Genomic DNA, 15,773 nt, shown 5'->3' with positions numbered 1-15,773 from the left:
TTCCAAGCCGTACGTACGGTTTGCACGCCCCCGGGGTGACCTGCGACGATCGACGCGTGCCCAGAGTAAGCCAGGACCAGCTCGACGCGCGCCGGCAGGAGATCCTCACCGCCGCGCGGGCGTGTTTCGCCCGGCTCGGCTACGAGGGAGCGACAGTACGCCGCCTCGAGGAGGCCACCGGCCTGTCCCGTGGCGCGATCTTCCACCACTTCCGCGACAAGGACTCGCTCTTCCTGGCCGTCGCCGAGGACGATGCCGCCGCCATGGTCGAGACGGTGGCCCGCAACGGTCTGGTACAGGTGATGCGCGACCTGCTCGCCCGCGCCATGTCGCCGGACACCACCGGCTGGCTGGGCAGCCAACTGGAGGTCTCCCGCCGGCTGCGCACCGACCCGGCGTTCGCCAAGCGCTGGGCCGAGCGGTCCGCCGCGATCGCCGAGGCGACCCGCGACCGGTTGACGCGCCAGCGCGACGCCGGAGTGCTGCGCGAGGACGTCCCCATCGACGTGCTGGCCCAGTTCCTGGAGCTGGCCTACGACGGCCTGGTGCTGCACCTGGCGATGGGCCGACCGGCCGGTGACCTGGGGCCGGTGCTCGACCTCGTCGAGGAGGCCGTTCGCCGTCCCTGACGGCGTGGGCACCGGTCCGCCGGCCCTGGCGAGGCTGCTCCACAATGGGGCCGCCGAACCCTCCGGTGACAGGAGCAGTCGATGATCGTCAACGCCGCGTCGGGCGACACCTGGGGCATCCCCGGCCCGACCTTCCTCCGGTACTACCTCGTGGCGGCCGCCGTGGCGGTGGCGATCGTGGCCTACTACCGGATCCGCCCGCTGACCGCCCCGGGGCGGACCGCCCACGATCCGCTCGGGCCGCAGCAGGTCGCGTACCTCAATGGTGGCCCCCAACTCGCCATGAACGCCGCGCTGGGCGGGCTGCGCGGCGGCGGTGCGATCGCCGTGCGACCGGACCGTCGGCTGACCACCGTCGGCGCCGCGCCGACCGGGCTCACCCCGCTGGAACAAGGCATCCACTGGGCCGCCCACCACCACTCGCGGGTCCGGGACCTGCGGCAGCATCGACACGTGCGCTCCGCGCTGGACCAGATCCGCAAAGACCTGGAGCAGCGCGGGTTGCTAACGAGCCACAGGCAGCGGGAAGGTTACGGCTTCTGGATCGCGTTCCTGGCCATCCTGCTGGTCTTCGGTGTGTTCCGGTTGATCTCCGGACTGGTCAACGGTCACCCGGTCGGTTACCTGCTGCTGACCCTGATCCCGCTCCTCACCATCGTGCTGGTGCTGCGCCGGGCACCCCTGCAGACAAGGGCCGGACGCGCCGCGCTGCGCGACATCCGCCGCCAGCACGCCCACCTCGCACCCGACTCCGCGCCTGCCTACGCCACCTACGGGGCGGCCGGCGCGGCGATGGGCGTGGCCCTGTACGGCACCGCCTCGCTCTGGGCGCTCGACCCCGGCTTCGCCGAGCAGGCCGAGATCCAGCGCCAGGCCATCTCCAGCAGCGGCGGTTCAACGGGCGGCTCCGACGGCTGGAGCGGCGGAGGCGACAGCTCCGATGGCGGCAGCTCCTGCGGTGGTGGAGGTGGCGGCTGCGGCGGTGGCGGCGGGTGCGGCGGATGACCGGGCCGTCCGGGGTGGGCATCGGCTGGCGGTCGGAGATCGCCGGCTTCGTGGCCGAGCTGCCGGGGCTGCGCTTCGTCGAGGTGGTGGCCGAGGCGGTGTCCGCCACCGGGCCGCTCCCACCCGGCCTGGCCGAGCTACGCGAGCGCGCGGTGACAGTCGTACCGCACGGGGTGCGGCTCTCGCTCGGCGGCGCGGAGCCGGTCGACCCGGCCCGGGTCGCGCACCTGGCGGCGGTGGCGCACCGTCTGGACGCGCCGCTGGTCAGCGAGCACATCGCATTCGTCCGAGCGGGCGGTCTGGAGGCCGGGCACCTGCTGCCGCTGCCGCGTAGCCGGGAGGCGGTCGCCGCGGTCTGCGCCAACGTGGCACGGGCACAGGCCGAGCTGCCGGTGCCGATCGCGCTGGAACCGATCGCCGCGCTTGTCGACTGGCCCGACGACGAGTTGGACGAGGCGGACTTCCTCACCGAGATCCTCGACCGCACCGGGGCGCTGTTGCTGCTGGACGTGGCGAACGTGCACGCCAACGCCCGCAACCGGGGCGCCGACCCGCTGGCGTTGCTGGACCGGCTGCCGCTGGAACGCGTCGCGTACGCCCACGTGGCCGGCGGCGCGGAGCACGGCGGGTTCTACCACGACACCCACACCGACCCGGTGCCGTCGGCGGTGCTGGAGCTGGTCGACGCGCTCTGCGCACGGCACCGGCCCCCGGCGCTGCTGCTGGAACGCGACGGCCACTACCCGCCGGCCGCCGAGCTGCGCGCCGAACTGGACGCCCTGGCCGCTGCGGCGGGCTTCCCGGCCGTGACATGACGGGCCCACCCGACGGCGACGCCGCGCCCACGCCCCGCGCGGGGCTCGCCGAGCGGCAGGCCGAGCTGGTCGCGGCGCTGGTCGCCGGGGGTGCGCCACCGGCGGGGTTCGCGCCGGGCCCGCTGGCCGCGACCCGCGCGGCCCTGCTGCGCAAGCGGGCCGGCGAGGTGGCCCGGCAGTGGCCACTGCTCGCCGCCGGCCTCGGCGCCGGCTGGTCGACAACCTTCGCCGACTGGGCCGCCCGGCGACCCACCGCCGGATCGCTGCGCGACGGTTGGGACCTGGCCCGGACGTTGCGCGACCAGCAGGCGCTGCCCCCGATGGCCGCCGAGGAGTTGGCCGTCCGGGAGGCCCGCCTGCGCTACGACGGGCGTGGCACGCCGCGTCCGCGCCGGACGCCGGCGGTGGGCCGCGCCGGCGGCGCCGTCGCGGTGCAGATCGCCGGCCGGGTACGCCTGCTGCGCCCCGCCCCACGGGTGTCCACAGTTGCTGGCGACGCCGTACCGGATGCGGCAGGATCGGAGTTATGGATCTCGGACTGACCGACCACGTGTACGTCCTCACCGGCGCCTCCCGCGGCCTGGGCTTCGCGACCGCGCGGTGCCTGGTCGCGGACGGGGCGCGGGTGGTGCTCTCGGCACGGGACCCGGACGCGGTGGCCGCCGCCGCGCAGCAGCTCGGCGGTCCCGAGCACGCCGTCGGGCTGACCGCCGACCTGGCCGACCCGGAGACGCCGGAGCAGCTCGTCGCCGCCGCCCGGGACCACTTCGGCCGGCTCGACGGCGCGCTGATCTCGGTCGGCGGGCCACCGGCGGGCAACGCCGCCGCGATCAGCGACGAACAGTGGCGGCTCTCCTTCGAGACCGTCTTCCTGGGCACCATCCGTGCGGTCCGCACGATCGCCGCCGCGCTGCCCGAGGGCGGTGCGATCGGGCTGGTGCTCTCCACCTCGGCCCGAGGTCCGGTGCCCGGCCTCGGCATCTCCAACGGCCTGCGGCCCGGCCTGGTCGGGGCCGCCAAGGACATCGCCGACGACTACGGTCCGCGCGGCGTACGGGTGGTCGGCCTGTTGCCCGGCCGGATCATGACCGATCGCAACCGGGAGCTCTTCGGGGCGACCGGCGACCCGGAGCGGGCCCGTGCCGAGGCGGAGGCCACCATCCCGCTGCGCCGCATCGGTGACCCGGCCGAGTTCGGCCGGGTGGCCGCGTTCGTGCTCTCCCCCGCCGCGAGCTACCTCACCGGCATCACCCTGCCGGTCGACGGCGGCGCGCTGCGCGGGCTGTGACCGCCGACAGGGCGCGACCTGCCCGTGCCGTGCCGTCGCCCGAGAAGGCCGAGCCTGACCACCCGGCCGTTGATCGACTCGGGTTCACGGAAACCGGACGGTCGACGCGACCAGGGCACGTCGACTTTCAGGAACCCGAGTCGATCAACGCGCGGCACACCACCCGACCCACCCGGGCGGAGTTGGCGGCCGCCGCCGATCGGACCATTCCCGACGTGCTCGCGCCGGGGTTGGCGGTGCTCTTCGTCGGCATCAATCCGGGCCTCTGGTCGGCCGCGACGGGCTGGCACTTCGCCCGGCCCGGCAACCGGTTCTGGCCCGCCCTGCACCGGGGCGGGTTCACCCCCCGCCTGCTGCACCCGAGCGAACAGGGCGAGTTGCCCGCGCTCGGGCTCGGCATCACCAACATGGCCGCCCGGGCCAGCGCCCGCGCGGACGAGCTGAGCACCGAGGAACTTCTCGACGGCGCGGCGATCCTGACCGACAAGGTGGCCCGGTACCGGCCGCGCTGGGTGGCGGTGGTGGGGGTGACCGCGTACCGGATCGGTTTTCGACGGCCGAAGGCCACCTTCGGGCCGCAGCCGGAGTCGCTGGCCGGCGCCCGACTGTGGGTGCTGCCCAACCCGAGCGGCCTGAACGCACACTTCACCCCGGTCACCCTGGGCCTGGCCTTCGCCGAACTGCGCGTGGCGGCGGTCTGACCAGCGGTCGGCGACGAGCTTGTCGCGCGGCACGCGCACACCTACCCTCAGCGCAGACCGCGATGCCACCACAGTGGAGTGACAATGACGGATGTGTCCGCCGGCACGGCCCCGGGTTCGACAGTCGAGACCCCCGTTGAGGTGTCCACCGGGCCGATCCGAACGCTTGTCGGCATCCAGTTGTACAGCGTGGCGGCCTACCTCGCCGCGGCCGTCGTCCCCTACCTGTGGGCCCCCCGGCCGTACCCGCCGACCTGGACCTTCGTCCTGCCGGGCTGGCTGCTCGGCGTGCCGGGTTTCTACCTCACTCTGCTCGGGCCGGTGCCCGGCATCCTGCTCGCGGTGGTCGGGGTCGGTGTGCTGGTGGCGACGCGCCGCCGCTGCCCGGCGACCCTCTACCGGTGGTGCGTCGCCTCCACCGCTCTCGTCGCCGCCTACGGTGTGTTCGCCGGCACGCCGTTGGCCGGCACCATCGCGGCCTTCGTGGCCGACTGAGTCACGCGGGCCCGGAGTCGACGGCCCGCCCGCCGAACGTCAGTTGGCGGCGGCGGGCGGCAGCACCTCGTCGGCGCGGTACGTGCCCAGCGGCATGACCACCGGCTCGGGGCCGGTCGCGTCGACGAACGGCCTGGGCGAGTCGGCGACCGCGAACTGGGTGCGGTACAGCTCGGCGTAGAGCCCGCCGACCGCCACCAACTCCTCGTGCCGCCCCCGCTCGACGATCCGACCGCCGTCGAGGACCAGGATCTGGTCGGCGTCGCGCACGGTGGAGAGCCGGTGCGCGATCACCAGCGCGGTACGCCCGGCCAGCGCCACCGACAGCGCCCGCTGCACCGCCGCCTCGCTCTCCGAATCCAGGTGTGCGGTCGCCTCGTCGAGGATCACGATCGACGGGGCCTTGAGCAGCAGCCGGGCGATCGCGATGCGTTGTTTCTCGCCACCGGAGAACCGGTAGCCGCGCTCGCCGACGGTCGTGTCCAGCCCGTCGGGCAGCGCGCGGACCAGGTCGGCGACCTGCGCGCCGGCCAACGCGGCCCAGATCTCGTCGTCGGTGGCGTCCGGCTTGGCGTAGCGAAGATTCTCGGCGATCGTCTCGTGGAACAGGTGCGAATCCTGCGTGACCACACCGATCTCGTCGCGCAGGGACGCGAGCGTCGCGTCCCGCACGTCGACCCCGCCGACCAGCACCTGCCCGTCGGTGACGTCGTAGATCCGGGAGATGAGCATGGACAGCGTCGACTTGCCGGCGCCGGATGGGCCGACAAGCGCGACCATCTGCCCCGGCTCCACGCTGAACGAGACCCCCTTGAGCACCGGCTCGTTGACGGTGCGGTCCAGGGTGGCGACCTCCTCCAGGGAGGCCAGGGAGATCTCGGCGGCACTCGGGTAGCGGAACCGCACATCCCGGAAGTCGACCCGGCCGGCGCCCCGGGGCACCACCACCGCGTCGGGCTTCTCCACGATGCCCGGCTGAAGGTCGAGCACCTCGAAGACCCGGTCGAACGAGACAAGCGCGCTCATCACGTCCACCCGGACGTTGGAGAGCGCGGTGAGCGGGCCGTACAGGCGGGTGAGCAGCAGTGCGAGTGTCACGACGGTGCCCGCGCTGACGCCGCCGGTCACCGCGAGCCAGCCGCCGAGGCCGTAGGTGAGCGCCTGCGCCAGTGAGGCGACCAGCAACATCGCCACGAAGAACGTGCGGGAGTACATCGCGGACTGGATGCCGATGTCGCGCACCCGCTCGGCCCGCCCGGCGAACCGCTGGGCCTCGATCTCCGGCTGACCGAAGAGCTTCACCAGCAGCGCGCCGGCCACCCCGAACCGCTCGGTCATGGTGGCGTTCATCTTGGCGTCGAGGTTGTACGACTCGCGTGTGATGTCGGCCAGCCGCCGACCCACCCGGCGGGCCGGGATGATGAAGATCGGCAACAGCACCAGCGAGAGCGCGGTGATCTGCCAGGAGAGGGTGAACATCACGGCGGCGGTGAGCACGAGTTGGATGACGTTGCTGACCACGCCGGACAACGTCGAGGTGAACGCCCGCTGGGCGCCGAGCACGTCGTTGTTGAGCCTGCTGACCAGGGCCCCGGTCTGGGTGCGCGTGAAGAACTGCAACGGCATCCGCTGCACGTGGTCGTAGACCCGGGTGCGCAGGTTGTAGATGATGCCCTCGCCGATCCGGGCCGAATACCATCGTTGGGCCAGCGAGAGCAGGGCGTCGGCGACCGCCAGCCCGGCGATGAACAGAGCCAGCCGCACCACGAGCCGGCCGGCCTCGGTGCCGCCCCGGTTGATCGCGTTGATGACGTCGCCGGCGAGCACCGGTGTGGCCACGCCGATGATGGCGGCCAGGACCACGGTGAACAGGAAGACGACGATGTCACGCCGGTAGGGCTGGGCGAAGGCCACGATCCGTCGGGCGACCCCGCGCTTGAGCCGGTGCGTGGAGACCTCGTCGCTGTTGCGCATCGCCCGGAGCATGCTCCACCCGGCCATGCCACCGCCGGACATCGGGTTGGACATCGCTCACCTCCGGGTCGTCGGACGGACTGCACCGTCAGGTCAATTCTCCCGACGAGTGTGACAACCTCGGTCGTAACCCGGATCTTCCCGCCCGGTCCTTACCTATTCTCCCTGGCCGGCCAGATCGCGCAGTCGGCGGGTCTGTGCCTCCCGCTCGGCGCGCTGCTGGTCGACGTGCGACCGCCCGGCCGCGCCCGCCAGCAACGCCTTGATCTCCACCACCGCGTCGCGGGCACCGGCGAGCAGCCCGGCGGTGAGGTCGCGGACCGCGCCGTCCAGCTCGGCTGGTGGCACCACCAGTGTCGCCAGCCCGATCCGGTCCGCCTCGGCGGCGTCCAGCCGGCGGCCGGTCGCGCAGATCTCCAGTGCCCGCGCGTAGCCGACCAGCTCCACGAGGCGCTTCGTGCCGGCCAGGTCGGGCACCAGGCCGAGGGTCACCTCAGCCATCGACATTTTCGCATCTGCCGCCAACACTCGCAGATCGCAGGCGAGCGCGAGCTGGAAGCCGGCGCCGATCGCGTGCCCCTGCACGGCCGCGACGGAGATGACGTCCGGGCGGTGCAGCCAGGTGAAGCCCGCCTGGAATTCCGCGATGCGCTCGGCGCACTCCTGCTCGGGCAGCGTGGCCAGCTCCGCAAAGGAGCCGGGACCGGAAGCGCCAGCCACCGCGAGGTCGAGGCCGGCGGAGAACGCACGCCCCTCGCCCCGGACCACCACCACCCGCACGTCGCCGGGCAGATCGCGGGAGAAGTCGCTCATCGCCCGCCACATCGCGGGTGTCTGGGCATTGAGCACGTCGGGCCGGCACAACGTCACCGTGGCAACCGGCCCGTCGCAGGTCAACCGAACCCCGGTCGCCTCGGTGGTCACCGGGCGGGCCGGGGCGTCGCGCTTGTCGACGACGCGGGGAGGCGGGTCACGCCTTCTTGCGGCGCCGGGCACCGCCGCGCTGACGCAGCTGCACCCCTGACTCGGTGAGCACTCGGTGGATGAACCCGTAGGAACGGCCGGTCGAGGCCGCCAACGCGCGGATGCTTTCCCCCGACGTGTACCGCTTTACCAGGTCCTTGGCGAGCGTCTGACGCTCGGCTCCGACGATCCGGCGACCCTTCTCAGTACTGGTGGCTGTGCCAGTGGCTGCCATGCTGTGTCCTCACGTCCCAGACTGTGCGGTTCGGATACGGTCCCACCTATTAGACCGCCTCGAACGATCATGCGCCAGATATCAACTCTTCGCCAACCGACACGCTATGCAATGTCAGCTTCCCGATAGAGTGATCCTGGCAATCGACCTCGGGCGGCGTCCGGGCGTACCACCGCCGGATGCTGGCGGCTGCCGGCGACCCGTAGCCTTCGGTCGTGATCGACCTGCTGGGCACCGCGGCCGGAGCCGCCGTGGTCTTCGCCGCCACCGACATCGACGACATCGTCATCCTGACCCTGTTCTTCGTCGCGGCCCGCACCACCGGACGGCCCCACCCCTGGCAGATTGTCGCCGGTCAATACCTCGGCATCGGCGCGCTCGCACTGGCCAGCGCGGTGATCGCGGCTGGCCTGCTGGTGGTGCCGGACCCGTGGACGGGGCTGCTCGGGTTGCTGCCGATCGCGCTGGGCGTCCGCGCGCTGCGGGGTTCCGACGACGACGAGACCCCGGCGGTCGTCACCGGCATGCTCGGTGTGGCCGGCGTGACGATCGCCAACGGCGCCGACAACGTGGCCGTCTACGTGCCGGTGTTCCGAGCCGTCGGTGCCGCCGACAGTGCGGTGTTCCTGCTGGTCTTCGTGCTGCTGATCGCGCTCTGGTGCGCCGCCGGAGCCTGGTTGGGCGGGCACCGCAGGGTGGTGCGGCTGGTCGAACGCGCCGGCGCCTGGCTGGTGCCGACGATCTTCATCGGTGTCGGGGTGGTGATCCTGGTCAGCTCCGGCGTGCTCGGACGGCTCGTCGACCTGCTCGGCTGAGAGCAGGCCCACCCATCCCGGTCAGGCCAGCTCGACCAGCTCGAGCAGGTCGTCGCTCCAGGCGTCCTCGTCGCCGTCGGGCAGCAGGATCGCGCGGTCCGGCTTGAGCGCCAGCACCGCGCCCGGGTCGTGGGTGACCAGGACGATCGCGCCCGGGTAGTTGGCGATGGCGTCGAGCACCTGCTCCCGGCTGACCGGGTCGAGGTTGTTCGTCGGTTCGTCGAGCAGCAGCACGTTGGCGCCGGAACAGACCAGGGTGGACAGGGCCAGCCGGGTCTTCTCGCCACCGGAGAGCACACCGGCCGGCTTGTTCACGTCGTCGCCGGAGAAGAGGAACGCGCCGAGGATCTTGCGCAGGTCGGTGTCGGACTGCTCGACCGCCGCGGCGCGCATGTTCTCCAACACGGTCCGCTCCACGTCCAGCGTCTCGTGCTCCTGGGCGTAGTAGCCCAGCCGCAGGCCGTGGCCCGCGTGCACCTCGCCGGTGTCCGGAGTGAGCAGCCCGCCGAGCATCCGCAGCAGGGTCGTCTTGCCGGCGCCGTTGAGCCCGAGGATGGCCACCCGGGAGCCCCTGTCCACCGCGACGTTGACGTCGGTGAAGATCTCCAGCGAGCCGTACGACTTGGACAGGCCGGTCGCGGTGAGCGGGGTCTTGCCGCACGGCGCGGGGTTGGGGAAACGCACCTTGGCCACCCGGTCGGCGACCCGCACCTCCTCCAGGCCGGAGATCAGCTTCTCGGCGCGGCGGGCCATGTTCTGCGCGGCCACGGTCTTGGTCGCCTTGGCCCGCATCTTGTCGGCCTGCGCCATCAACGCGCCGGCCTTCTTCTCCGCGTTGGCCCGCTCCCGACGGCGGCGCCGCTCGTCGGTCTCGCGCGCCTCCAGGTACGCCTTCCAGCCCAGGTTGTACACGTCGACGACGGAGCGGGTGGCGTCGAGGAACCAGACCTTGTTGACCACCGACTCCAGCAGCGCGCCGTCGTGGGAGATCACGATCAGGCCGCCCTTGTGGTTGGCGAGGAAGCCGCGCAACCAGGTGATCGAGTCGGCGTCGAGGTGGTTGGTCGGCTCGTCGAGCAGCAGGATGCCGCCGCCGTTCTCGCCCGCGTCGCGGAACAGGATCCGGGCCAGTTCGATGCGCCGGCGCTGGCCGCCGGAGAGGGTGCCGATGGTCTGGGCGAGCGCCCGGTCGGGCAGACCGAGGTTGGCGCAGATCCGGGCGGCCTCGGCCTCGGCGGCGTACCCGCCGAGCGCGGCGAACTGGTCCTCCAGCGCGCCGTAGCGCCGGACCAGCTTGTCGGTGGCGTCCTCGGCGAGGCGGGCCTCGATCTCCTGCATCTGGGACATCAGCACGTCCAGGCCGCGCGCGGAGAGCACCCGGTCGCGGCCGGTCACCTCCAGGTCGCCGGTGCGCGGGTCCTGCGGGAGGTAGCCGATGGCGCTGCGCTGGTCGATCTGGCCGGAGTAGGGCTGCCCCTCGCCGGCGAGCACCTTCAGCGTGGTGGTCTTGCCGGCGCCGTTGCGACCGACCAGGCCGATCCGGTCACCCGGCTGCACGCGCAGGGTGGTGTCGGACAGCAGGATCCGGGAACCGGCACGCAGTTCCAGGCCGGTGGCAGTGATCATCTCGTGGGACTCGCTCTCGGGGTCTGGAAGGCTGACTCACGGGCACGCGAAAGCGCCGGCGGGCGAAATGGGCCCGTCGGCGCGGGGCGGTTCAGCCTTCGCAGCGCGGCACGGGGACAAGTGTACCGGGCGCTCCCCGGCGACCCGCCCGGATTACCGATCAAGATCATCGGGTACCGAACGCCTGTCCGGACCCTGTCCGGCACCTCGTGGGACGAAACGACACACAGACGACACTCACCGACATACGGCGATCGGGGTCAGCATGGAACTCAACGAGCGGGCCGAAATCGACACCTCGCAGGTCAACGACGTGGGCCGCGGTGGCGGATCCGGCGGCGGCATCGGCTTCCCGATCCCCGGCGGCGGCGGCCGTGGCGGCATCATCGGCATCGTGGTGGCCGTGCTCGTCGCGCTGCTCGGCGGTGGCTTCGGCCTCAACGCCATGACCAACGGCGACGACACGGGCCAGGCCGGCGGCACCGACCTCAAGGAGGTGTGCGCGACCAGCAACCCCCAGCACCTCGAAGACGTGCGCTGCCGCAACGCGCTCTACGTCAACAGCATCCAGGCCTACTGGCAGAAGACGTACCCGGAGCTGGGCAACGGCAAGTACGAGCCGACCATCACGAACTTCTTCCAGGCCGCCGTGAACACCGGCTGCGGTCAGGCCGACTCCGGCGTCGGCCCGTTCTACTGCCCGGCCGACCGGAAGGTGTACATCGACCTGAGCTTCTACGACGAGCTGGCGTCGCGGTTCGGCGCCAAGGGTGAGTTCGCCCAGCCCTACGTGCTCGCCCACGAGTACGGCCACCACATCCAGAACCTGCTCGGCACCAACGCCAAGGCCGGCCAGGGCGACCAGAGCGGCCCCCGCTCCGCCTCCGTGCGGCTGGAGTTGCAGGCCGACTGCTACGCCGGCGCCTGGGCCAAGCACGCCACCGAGAGCAAGGACAAGACCGGTCAGGAGCCGTTGTTCACGTCGATCACCGAGACCGACATCAGTGAGGCCGTCAACACGGCCGAGGCGATCGGCGACGACAGCATCCAGGAACGCTCCGGCGGGCGGGTCAACCCGGACCAATTCACCCACGGCACGTCCGAGCAGCGCAAGCGCTGGTTCACCCAGGGCTACGACCGCGGCGACCCGAAGACCTGCGACACCTTCGCCACCGACCAGCTCTGACCACGTCGATCATGGAGTTGTGGTGGTGCCCACCGCGTCCACCACCACAACTCCATGATCGACCCGAGCGCGGCGGGCGGGGCGGGCACGGGCGCCGGGTCAGGGAAGTCGTGAGAGCTGGTAGTGGCTGATCTGCCAGTCGTTGTCGACCCGGCGCAGGAGCACACCCAGGTGGGCCGGCAGGGGCGGCCGGTCGGTGAAGCCGAACTCCACCTCCAGGTAGCCGAGGACCACATCGTCGGCGAGTCGACGGATCTCCCGAATGTCGTAGCTGGCGGTCAGGCCGAGCGGCTGGGCGGCGTAGTACGCGGCGACTCCGGCACGCCCGACCGTGTACGGACGCAGCCCCTGAAAGATCGCGTCGTCGGTGAAGCACGACGCGACGCGATCCGGCTCGTGCGCGTCGACAGCCGATTTCCACAGGTCGAGAACCGTACGCAGGATCTGCGCCTCGGGCATGATGATCTCCCTGGTGATCAGGCGGAGCGGCGAAGCACCCGGGACTACCGGGGGCCGGGGTCGTTCGGGTGCGGTGTCAACGGCGTCACCGTCTCGCGTCGCCAAGCGCGCAGCGGCATCGACGCGAGCATCACCTCCAGCTCATCCGCGTCGTCGGCCTGGAAGAGCCCCCACGTACGCCACTCCCCCGGCGCCAGGGGCGGTCGCCACAGTCGCAGGAGACCGCCCTGCGCTGCCAGCTCAGCCGAGCGCGCCGCCTCCCGGCTGCGCATGTCGGCGACCGCATCCTCCGACGTGCCCTGCGGCACGGTGGTCACCATGTCAACCAGAAACTCCACCTGCTCATCCTCCGACCGCCGACCCGTCGGTGAGGCGGTTTTACCTGGGGATGGCCCCTCCGGCGGCCACACCGACCGCCGACGCGCCGCTGAGCCTGGCGACGGTCCCTCCGGCGGTCATACCGACCGCCGACGTCACTCCGCTTGGGCAGGTGCCGGGTCACGCAGTCGGATCCACACCGCCCGCGCCGCGCCGACCGCGGCGACCAGCACCGCGTGGCGGGGCTCCGGCACGTCGAGCAACCGCTCGGCACGAAGCGGCACGAGCGGGGCCAACCGCCGGTCGGCCAGCACCGTGTCCACCGCCCGCCGGTCACCGCCGCAGACCACCGCCGTCAGCCGCGCCGCCTCCGGCAACAGCAGCCGTACGGCCAGGTCCGCCGCGTCACCCAGCGCCGCCTTGGCCTGGTTGTCGCGCCGCCGGGCGAACCGGTGCTGCGACCATCCCCCCGCGGCGGTGCGCCCCTGCACGTACCGGGTGTCCACCTTGGAGACGACGAGGTCGGCGCCCTCGGCCACGCCGATGGCCACCGCGCCCTTGCGGGCCAGCAGGAGGCCGATCCGGCGGGGCGTGACGGCCTGGGCCACGAACTCGGCGACGTCGACGCTGGCCGGCGCCCCGGGTGGGGCGTACAGCTCGGCGGTGGACCCGTCGGGGGCGGTGAGCAGCAGGCCGTACTCCCGCGCGGTGGTGGTGGGCGGGCCGTGCCGGTCGGCGAAGCCCTCGACCCAGCGGCCGACGCGGGCCGGGTCGACCTCGACCCACCGGCCGCCCCCGGCTGCTGGTCGACTGGTCACCGCCCGACCGTACGGCACGACGAGCCCACCCGGGCCCCCGGGCGGTGACCACACATCACAGCGGGACCGGGCCGTCGCGCTCAGCTCGACAGCAGCGTGGCCATCGCCAGGGCGGCGATGAGCGCGCTGGACACCAGACCGGTGACCAGGCGACCACGCGGGCTGGCCAGCGCTCGGCCGACCACCGTGCCACCCCCGGCGAGGAGCAGCTGCCAGCTCGCCGACGCCACGAACACGCCGGCCACGAAGAGCGCCGCGTCGACCGCGCCCGGGGCGACCGCGTCCCGGCGACCGAGCACCAGCGCGGCGAAGTAGAGCACCGTCGCCGGGTTCAGCAGGGTCAACCCGAGCAGCGCCGCGTAGGCCCGCCCGGGAGTGCCCAGGCCCCGACCAGCGGGTGCCGACGGCGCCAGCCGCGAGCGGTGCGCCGACCAGGTCCGCCACAGGCCGTGCGCGGCAAGCCCCAGCAGGACCACGGCGGCGACCACCCGCAGCGGGCCGGCGACCGGCGCGATGATCCCGGCCAGGCCGGCGCCGCCGAACGCCGCGAGCGCCGCGTAGAGCCCGTCGGCCGTCGCCACCGCGAGCGCCGCGGCCGCACCGACCCGAAACGAGGTACGGGCACTGAGCCCCAGGATGAGGATCGCGATCGCGCCGACCGGGATGGCAACGCCGTAGCCGGCGACCAGGCCGCCGAGGAACGCGCCGCTCACGACGACGGGCGACGGATCGAGGCTCGTCCCCGGATCGGCCGCTGTCGGCGCACGGCAGTGGCCGCACGGACAGAAACCTGCATCGGGTACGCCTCAATCACCCGCGCATCCTCCGCGCCGAAGCGGCGTCCCCGCCACCGCATTTCCACGGAGTTTTCACCGAGCGGAGCGACATCCGCCGCCCCGGCGTGTCCCAACCACCGCCCCAGGAGCGACGCGCCCAGGTTGATCAAGAGGTTGGCCGCAGGTGCGATAGGGCTGTAGCCGGCTGGTCAACCCGGGATATGAAGTGCACGATCGCGCGGCGGGGTAGGCCCGGCTTGGCGATCATGGAGTTGTGGTGCCGACTTTAAGGGCTTATGGGAGTTCTGTTGCCCACCACAACTCCATGATCGGCGAGGCAACACTGGTCCACCTGACGCGACGGCGTTGGCATGGATGGAGTGGCATCAGGCGTCGAGCAGGAGAATCGCGCCGATCTTGCCCTTCTGTCGCTGATATGGGCGCATGTGCACGTTATGTCGGGACAGAATGTGCAAGGTCGCGACGCAGGACAGTGCGCGATCCTGCGAGCGGGCGACGCGGGATGGCGCGGGGCGGGGCGCTGCGGTGGCACTGCCTGGGCGTCAACACGCAGCGAGCGCGACGCCCCAGGCGGGGCGTCGCGCTCGACGGGCAGGGCCGACCGGGGTCAGCTCAGACGTTGAAGCCGAGAGACCGGAGCTGGTCGCGACCCTCGTCGGTGATCTTGTCCGGGCCCCACGGCGGGAGCCACACCCAGTTGATTCGAATGTCGTTGACCAGGCCGCCGCCGGGGCCGGTGGTCAGCGCCTGCCGGGTCTGGTCCTCGATCACGTCGGTCAGCGGGCAGGCCGCCGAGGTGAGCGTCATGTCCAGGGTGGCGACGTTCTCGTCGTCGACGTGGACGCCGTACACCAGGCCCAGGTCGACCACGTTGATGCCGAGCTCCGGGTCGACGACGTCCTTCATCGCTTCCTCGATGTCGGCGACCATGGCCTTGCTGACCCCGCCCGCCGGGACGGCAACATCGCCCGCCGAGACGACGGCATCGCCCGCCGGGACGACGGCGTCACCGGCATCCGGCGTCACCGCATCGGTCTGCGCCAGGACGGCGTCATCGGCCTCCGGCGTCGCCGCAGTAGCCGTGTTCTCGCTGCTCATGCCTTCGCTCCGCTTCGCTTCGTAACGCCATGAGGCACCACCGCGCCGCACCACTGACTCGCTCGCTGACGCTCGCTCATGCCTTCACCTCCGGGCTCACGCCCACACCGGCGCGTGCCGCGGCGTCCTTGAACGCCATCCACGGCAGCAGCGCGCACTTGACCCGGGCGGGATAGCGGGCCACACCCGCGAAAGCAACCCCGTCACCGAGCACGTCCTCGTCCGGCGTGACCTGGCCACGTCCGGACATCAACTCCACGAACGCCTCGTGCACCTCGAAAGCTTCCCCGGCGCCCCGACCGCGCAGCAACTCGTGCAGCACGCTCGCCGAGGCCTGGCTGATCGAACAGCCCATGCCGTCGTACGAGATGTCGTGCAGCACGTCGCCGTCGGTGGCCACCCGGACGGTGACCTCGTCGCCGCAGGTGGGGTTGACGTGGTGCGCTTCCCCGACCCGGTCACCGGGGTCGTCGGCGTCGCGCAGGCCACGACCGTGTGGGCGCTTGTAGTGGTCCAGGATGATCTCCTGGTAGAGCTGGTCGAGCTGCACC

19 protein-coding genes are annotated in these 15,773 nt (G+C 72.2%); 9 read left to right on the top strand and 10 right to left on the bottom strand.

Translation table 11 applies throughout. The features are described 5' to 3' along the window. Window positions 1-56: 56 nt before the first annotated feature. The 7 genes from AB0B14_RS23810 (at window position 57) to AB0B14_RS23780 (ending at window position 4,933) form a co-directional block, all read left to right on the top strand. Window positions 57-629, top strand: a complete 573-nt coding sequence (locus AB0B14_RS23810) for a helix-turn-helix domain-containing protein (RefSeq protein WP_357524215.1) — start codon at window positions 57-59, stop codon at window positions 627-629. Window positions 630-710: 81 nt separating this feature from the next. Next, window positions 711-1,634 (top strand): TIGR04222 domain-containing membrane protein, encoded by a 924-nt coding sequence (locus tag AB0B14_RS23805; RefSeq protein ID WP_357524213.1) that lies wholly within the window; start codon window positions 711-713, stop codon window positions 1,632-1,634. Then, window positions 1,631-2,449: a DUF692 domain-containing protein gene (locus tag AB0B14_RS23800; protein WP_357524211.1), complete on the top strand. Its 819-nt coding sequence runs from the start codon at window positions 1,631-1,633 to the stop codon at window positions 2,447-2,449. The genes AB0B14_RS23805 and AB0B14_RS23800 overlap by 4 nt, the downstream gene beginning before the upstream one ends. Then, window positions 2,446-2,991: a hypothetical protein gene (locus tag AB0B14_RS23795; RefSeq protein WP_357524209.1), complete on the top strand. Its 546-nt coding sequence runs from the start codon at window positions 2,446-2,448 to the stop codon at window positions 2,989-2,991. Before AB0B14_RS23800 ends, AB0B14_RS23795 begins: the two co-directional genes overlap by 4 nt. Continuing rightward, a complete protein-coding gene (locus tag AB0B14_RS23790) occupies window positions 2,976-3,737 on the top strand; it encodes an SDR family oxidoreductase (protein WP_357069863.1) in 762 nt (253 codons plus the stop codon). Before AB0B14_RS23795 ends, AB0B14_RS23790 begins: the two co-directional genes overlap by 16 nt. A 143-nt stretch (window positions 3,738-3,880) precedes the next feature. Beyond that, window positions 3,881-4,438, top strand: a complete 558-nt coding sequence (gene mug, locus AB0B14_RS23785) for a G/U mismatch-specific DNA glycosylase (protein WP_357524249.1) — start codon at window positions 3,881-3,883, stop codon at window positions 4,436-4,438. Window positions 4,439-4,522: 84 nt separating this feature from the next. Beyond that, complete coding sequence (locus AB0B14_RS23780) at window positions 4,523-4,933, top strand: hypothetical protein (RefSeq protein ID WP_357069861.1); 411 nt, start codon at window positions 4,523-4,525, stop codon at window positions 4,931-4,933. Between the two features lie 39 nt (window positions 4,934-4,972). Here the strand turns inward: AB0B14_RS23780 and AB0B14_RS23775 are convergent, their stop codons facing one another. The 3 genes from AB0B14_RS23775 to AB0B14_RS23765 all read right to left on the bottom strand — a co-directional run bounded on the left by AB0B14_RS23775 (window position 4,973) and on the right by AB0B14_RS23765 (window position 8,105). Then, window positions 4,973-6,949 (bottom strand): ABC transporter ATP-binding protein, encoded by a 1,977-nt coding sequence (locus tag AB0B14_RS23775; protein ID WP_357524247.1) that lies wholly within the window; start codon window positions 6,947-6,949, stop codon window positions 4,973-4,975. A gap of 114 nt (window positions 6,950-7,063) precedes the next feature. Beyond that, window positions 7,064-7,831 (bottom strand): enoyl-CoA hydratase/isomerase family protein, encoded by a 768-nt coding sequence (locus AB0B14_RS23770; protein ID WP_357069859.1) that lies wholly within the window; start codon window positions 7,829-7,831, stop codon window positions 7,064-7,066. A gap of 46 nt (window positions 7,832-7,877) precedes the next feature. Beyond that, on the bottom strand, window positions 7,878-8,105 hold the full coding sequence (locus AB0B14_RS23765) for a helix-turn-helix domain-containing protein (protein WP_007462679.1): 228 nt from the start codon (window positions 8,103-8,105) through the stop codon (window positions 7,878-7,880). Between the two features lie 215 nt (window positions 8,106-8,320). Between AB0B14_RS23765 and AB0B14_RS23760 the strand changes: the two genes are divergently transcribed. Continuing rightward, a complete protein-coding gene (locus AB0B14_RS23760) occupies window positions 8,321-8,920 on the top strand; it encodes a cadmium resistance transporter (protein ID WP_357069857.1) in 600 nt (199 codons plus the stop codon). A gap of 21 nt (window positions 8,921-8,941) precedes the next feature. Here AB0B14_RS23760 and AB0B14_RS23755 read toward each other — a convergent pair whose 3' ends face one another. Continuing rightward, window positions 8,942-10,546, bottom strand: coding sequence for an ABC-F family ATP-binding cassette domain-containing protein (locus AB0B14_RS23755; protein ID WP_357069855.1), 1,605 nt, complete (start codon window positions 10,544-10,546; stop codon window positions 8,942-8,944). 265 nt (window positions 10,547-10,811) lie between these two features. On the opposite strand from AB0B14_RS23755, the gene AB0B14_RS23750 reads away from it, so the two are divergent. Then, the gene (locus AB0B14_RS23750) at window positions 10,812-11,732 is read left to right on the top strand and encodes a neutral zinc metallopeptidase (protein WP_357069853.1); all 921 of its coding nucleotides are present in this window, start codon (window positions 10,812-10,814) and stop codon (window positions 11,730-11,732) included. Between the two features lie 99 nt (window positions 11,733-11,831). Here AB0B14_RS23750 and AB0B14_RS23745 read toward each other — a convergent pair whose 3' ends face one another. The 6 genes from AB0B14_RS23745 to sufU form a co-directional block, all read right to left on the bottom strand. Next, the gene (locus AB0B14_RS23745; protein ID WP_357069850.1) at window positions 11,832-12,191 is read right to left on the bottom strand and encodes a nuclear transport factor 2 family protein; all 360 of its coding nucleotides are present in this window, start codon (window positions 12,189-12,191) and stop codon (window positions 11,832-11,834) included. A 44-nt stretch (window positions 12,192-12,235) separates the two neighbouring features. Next, window positions 12,236-12,529: a muconolactone Delta-isomerase family protein gene (locus AB0B14_RS23740; protein ID WP_357069848.1), complete on the bottom strand. Its 294-nt coding sequence runs from the start codon at window positions 12,527-12,529 to the stop codon at window positions 12,236-12,238. A gap of 135 nt (window positions 12,530-12,664) precedes the next feature. After that, window positions 12,665-13,327: an acVLRF1 family peptidyl-tRNA hydrolase gene (locus AB0B14_RS23735; protein ID WP_357069845.1), complete on the bottom strand. Its 663-nt coding sequence runs from the start codon at window positions 13,325-13,327 to the stop codon at window positions 12,665-12,667. Between the two features lie 80 nt (window positions 13,328-13,407). Beyond that, the gene (locus AB0B14_RS23730) at window positions 13,408-14,040 is read right to left on the bottom strand and encodes a LysE family transporter (RefSeq protein WP_357524207.1); all 633 of its coding nucleotides are present in this window, start codon (window positions 14,038-14,040) and stop codon (window positions 13,408-13,410) included. Window positions 14,041-14,736: 696 nt separating this feature from the next. Continuing rightward, on the bottom strand, window positions 14,737-15,222 hold the full coding sequence (locus tag AB0B14_RS23725; RefSeq protein ID WP_357524205.1) for a metal-sulfur cluster assembly factor: 486 nt from the start codon (window positions 15,220-15,222) through the stop codon (window positions 14,737-14,739). A gap of 76 nt (window positions 15,223-15,298) precedes the next feature. Next, window positions 15,299-15,772 carry a Fe-S cluster assembly sulfur transfer protein SufU gene (gene sufU / locus AB0B14_RS23720; protein WP_357069947.1) on the bottom strand — a complete coding sequence of 158 codons (474 nt, stop codon included), beginning with the start codon at window positions 15,770-15,772 and terminating at the stop codon, window positions 15,299-15,301. Between the last annotated feature and the right edge of the window lies 1 nt (window position 15,773).

Origin of the sequence: Micromonospora sp. NPDC049171, assembly GCF_040648275.1 — a bacterium.
In the GTDB taxonomy this organism is placed as follows: domain Bacteria; phylum Actinomycetota; class Actinomycetes; order Mycobacteriales; family Micromonosporaceae; genus Micromonospora.
This window is presented reverse-complemented; position numbering and strand designations above follow the sequence as displayed.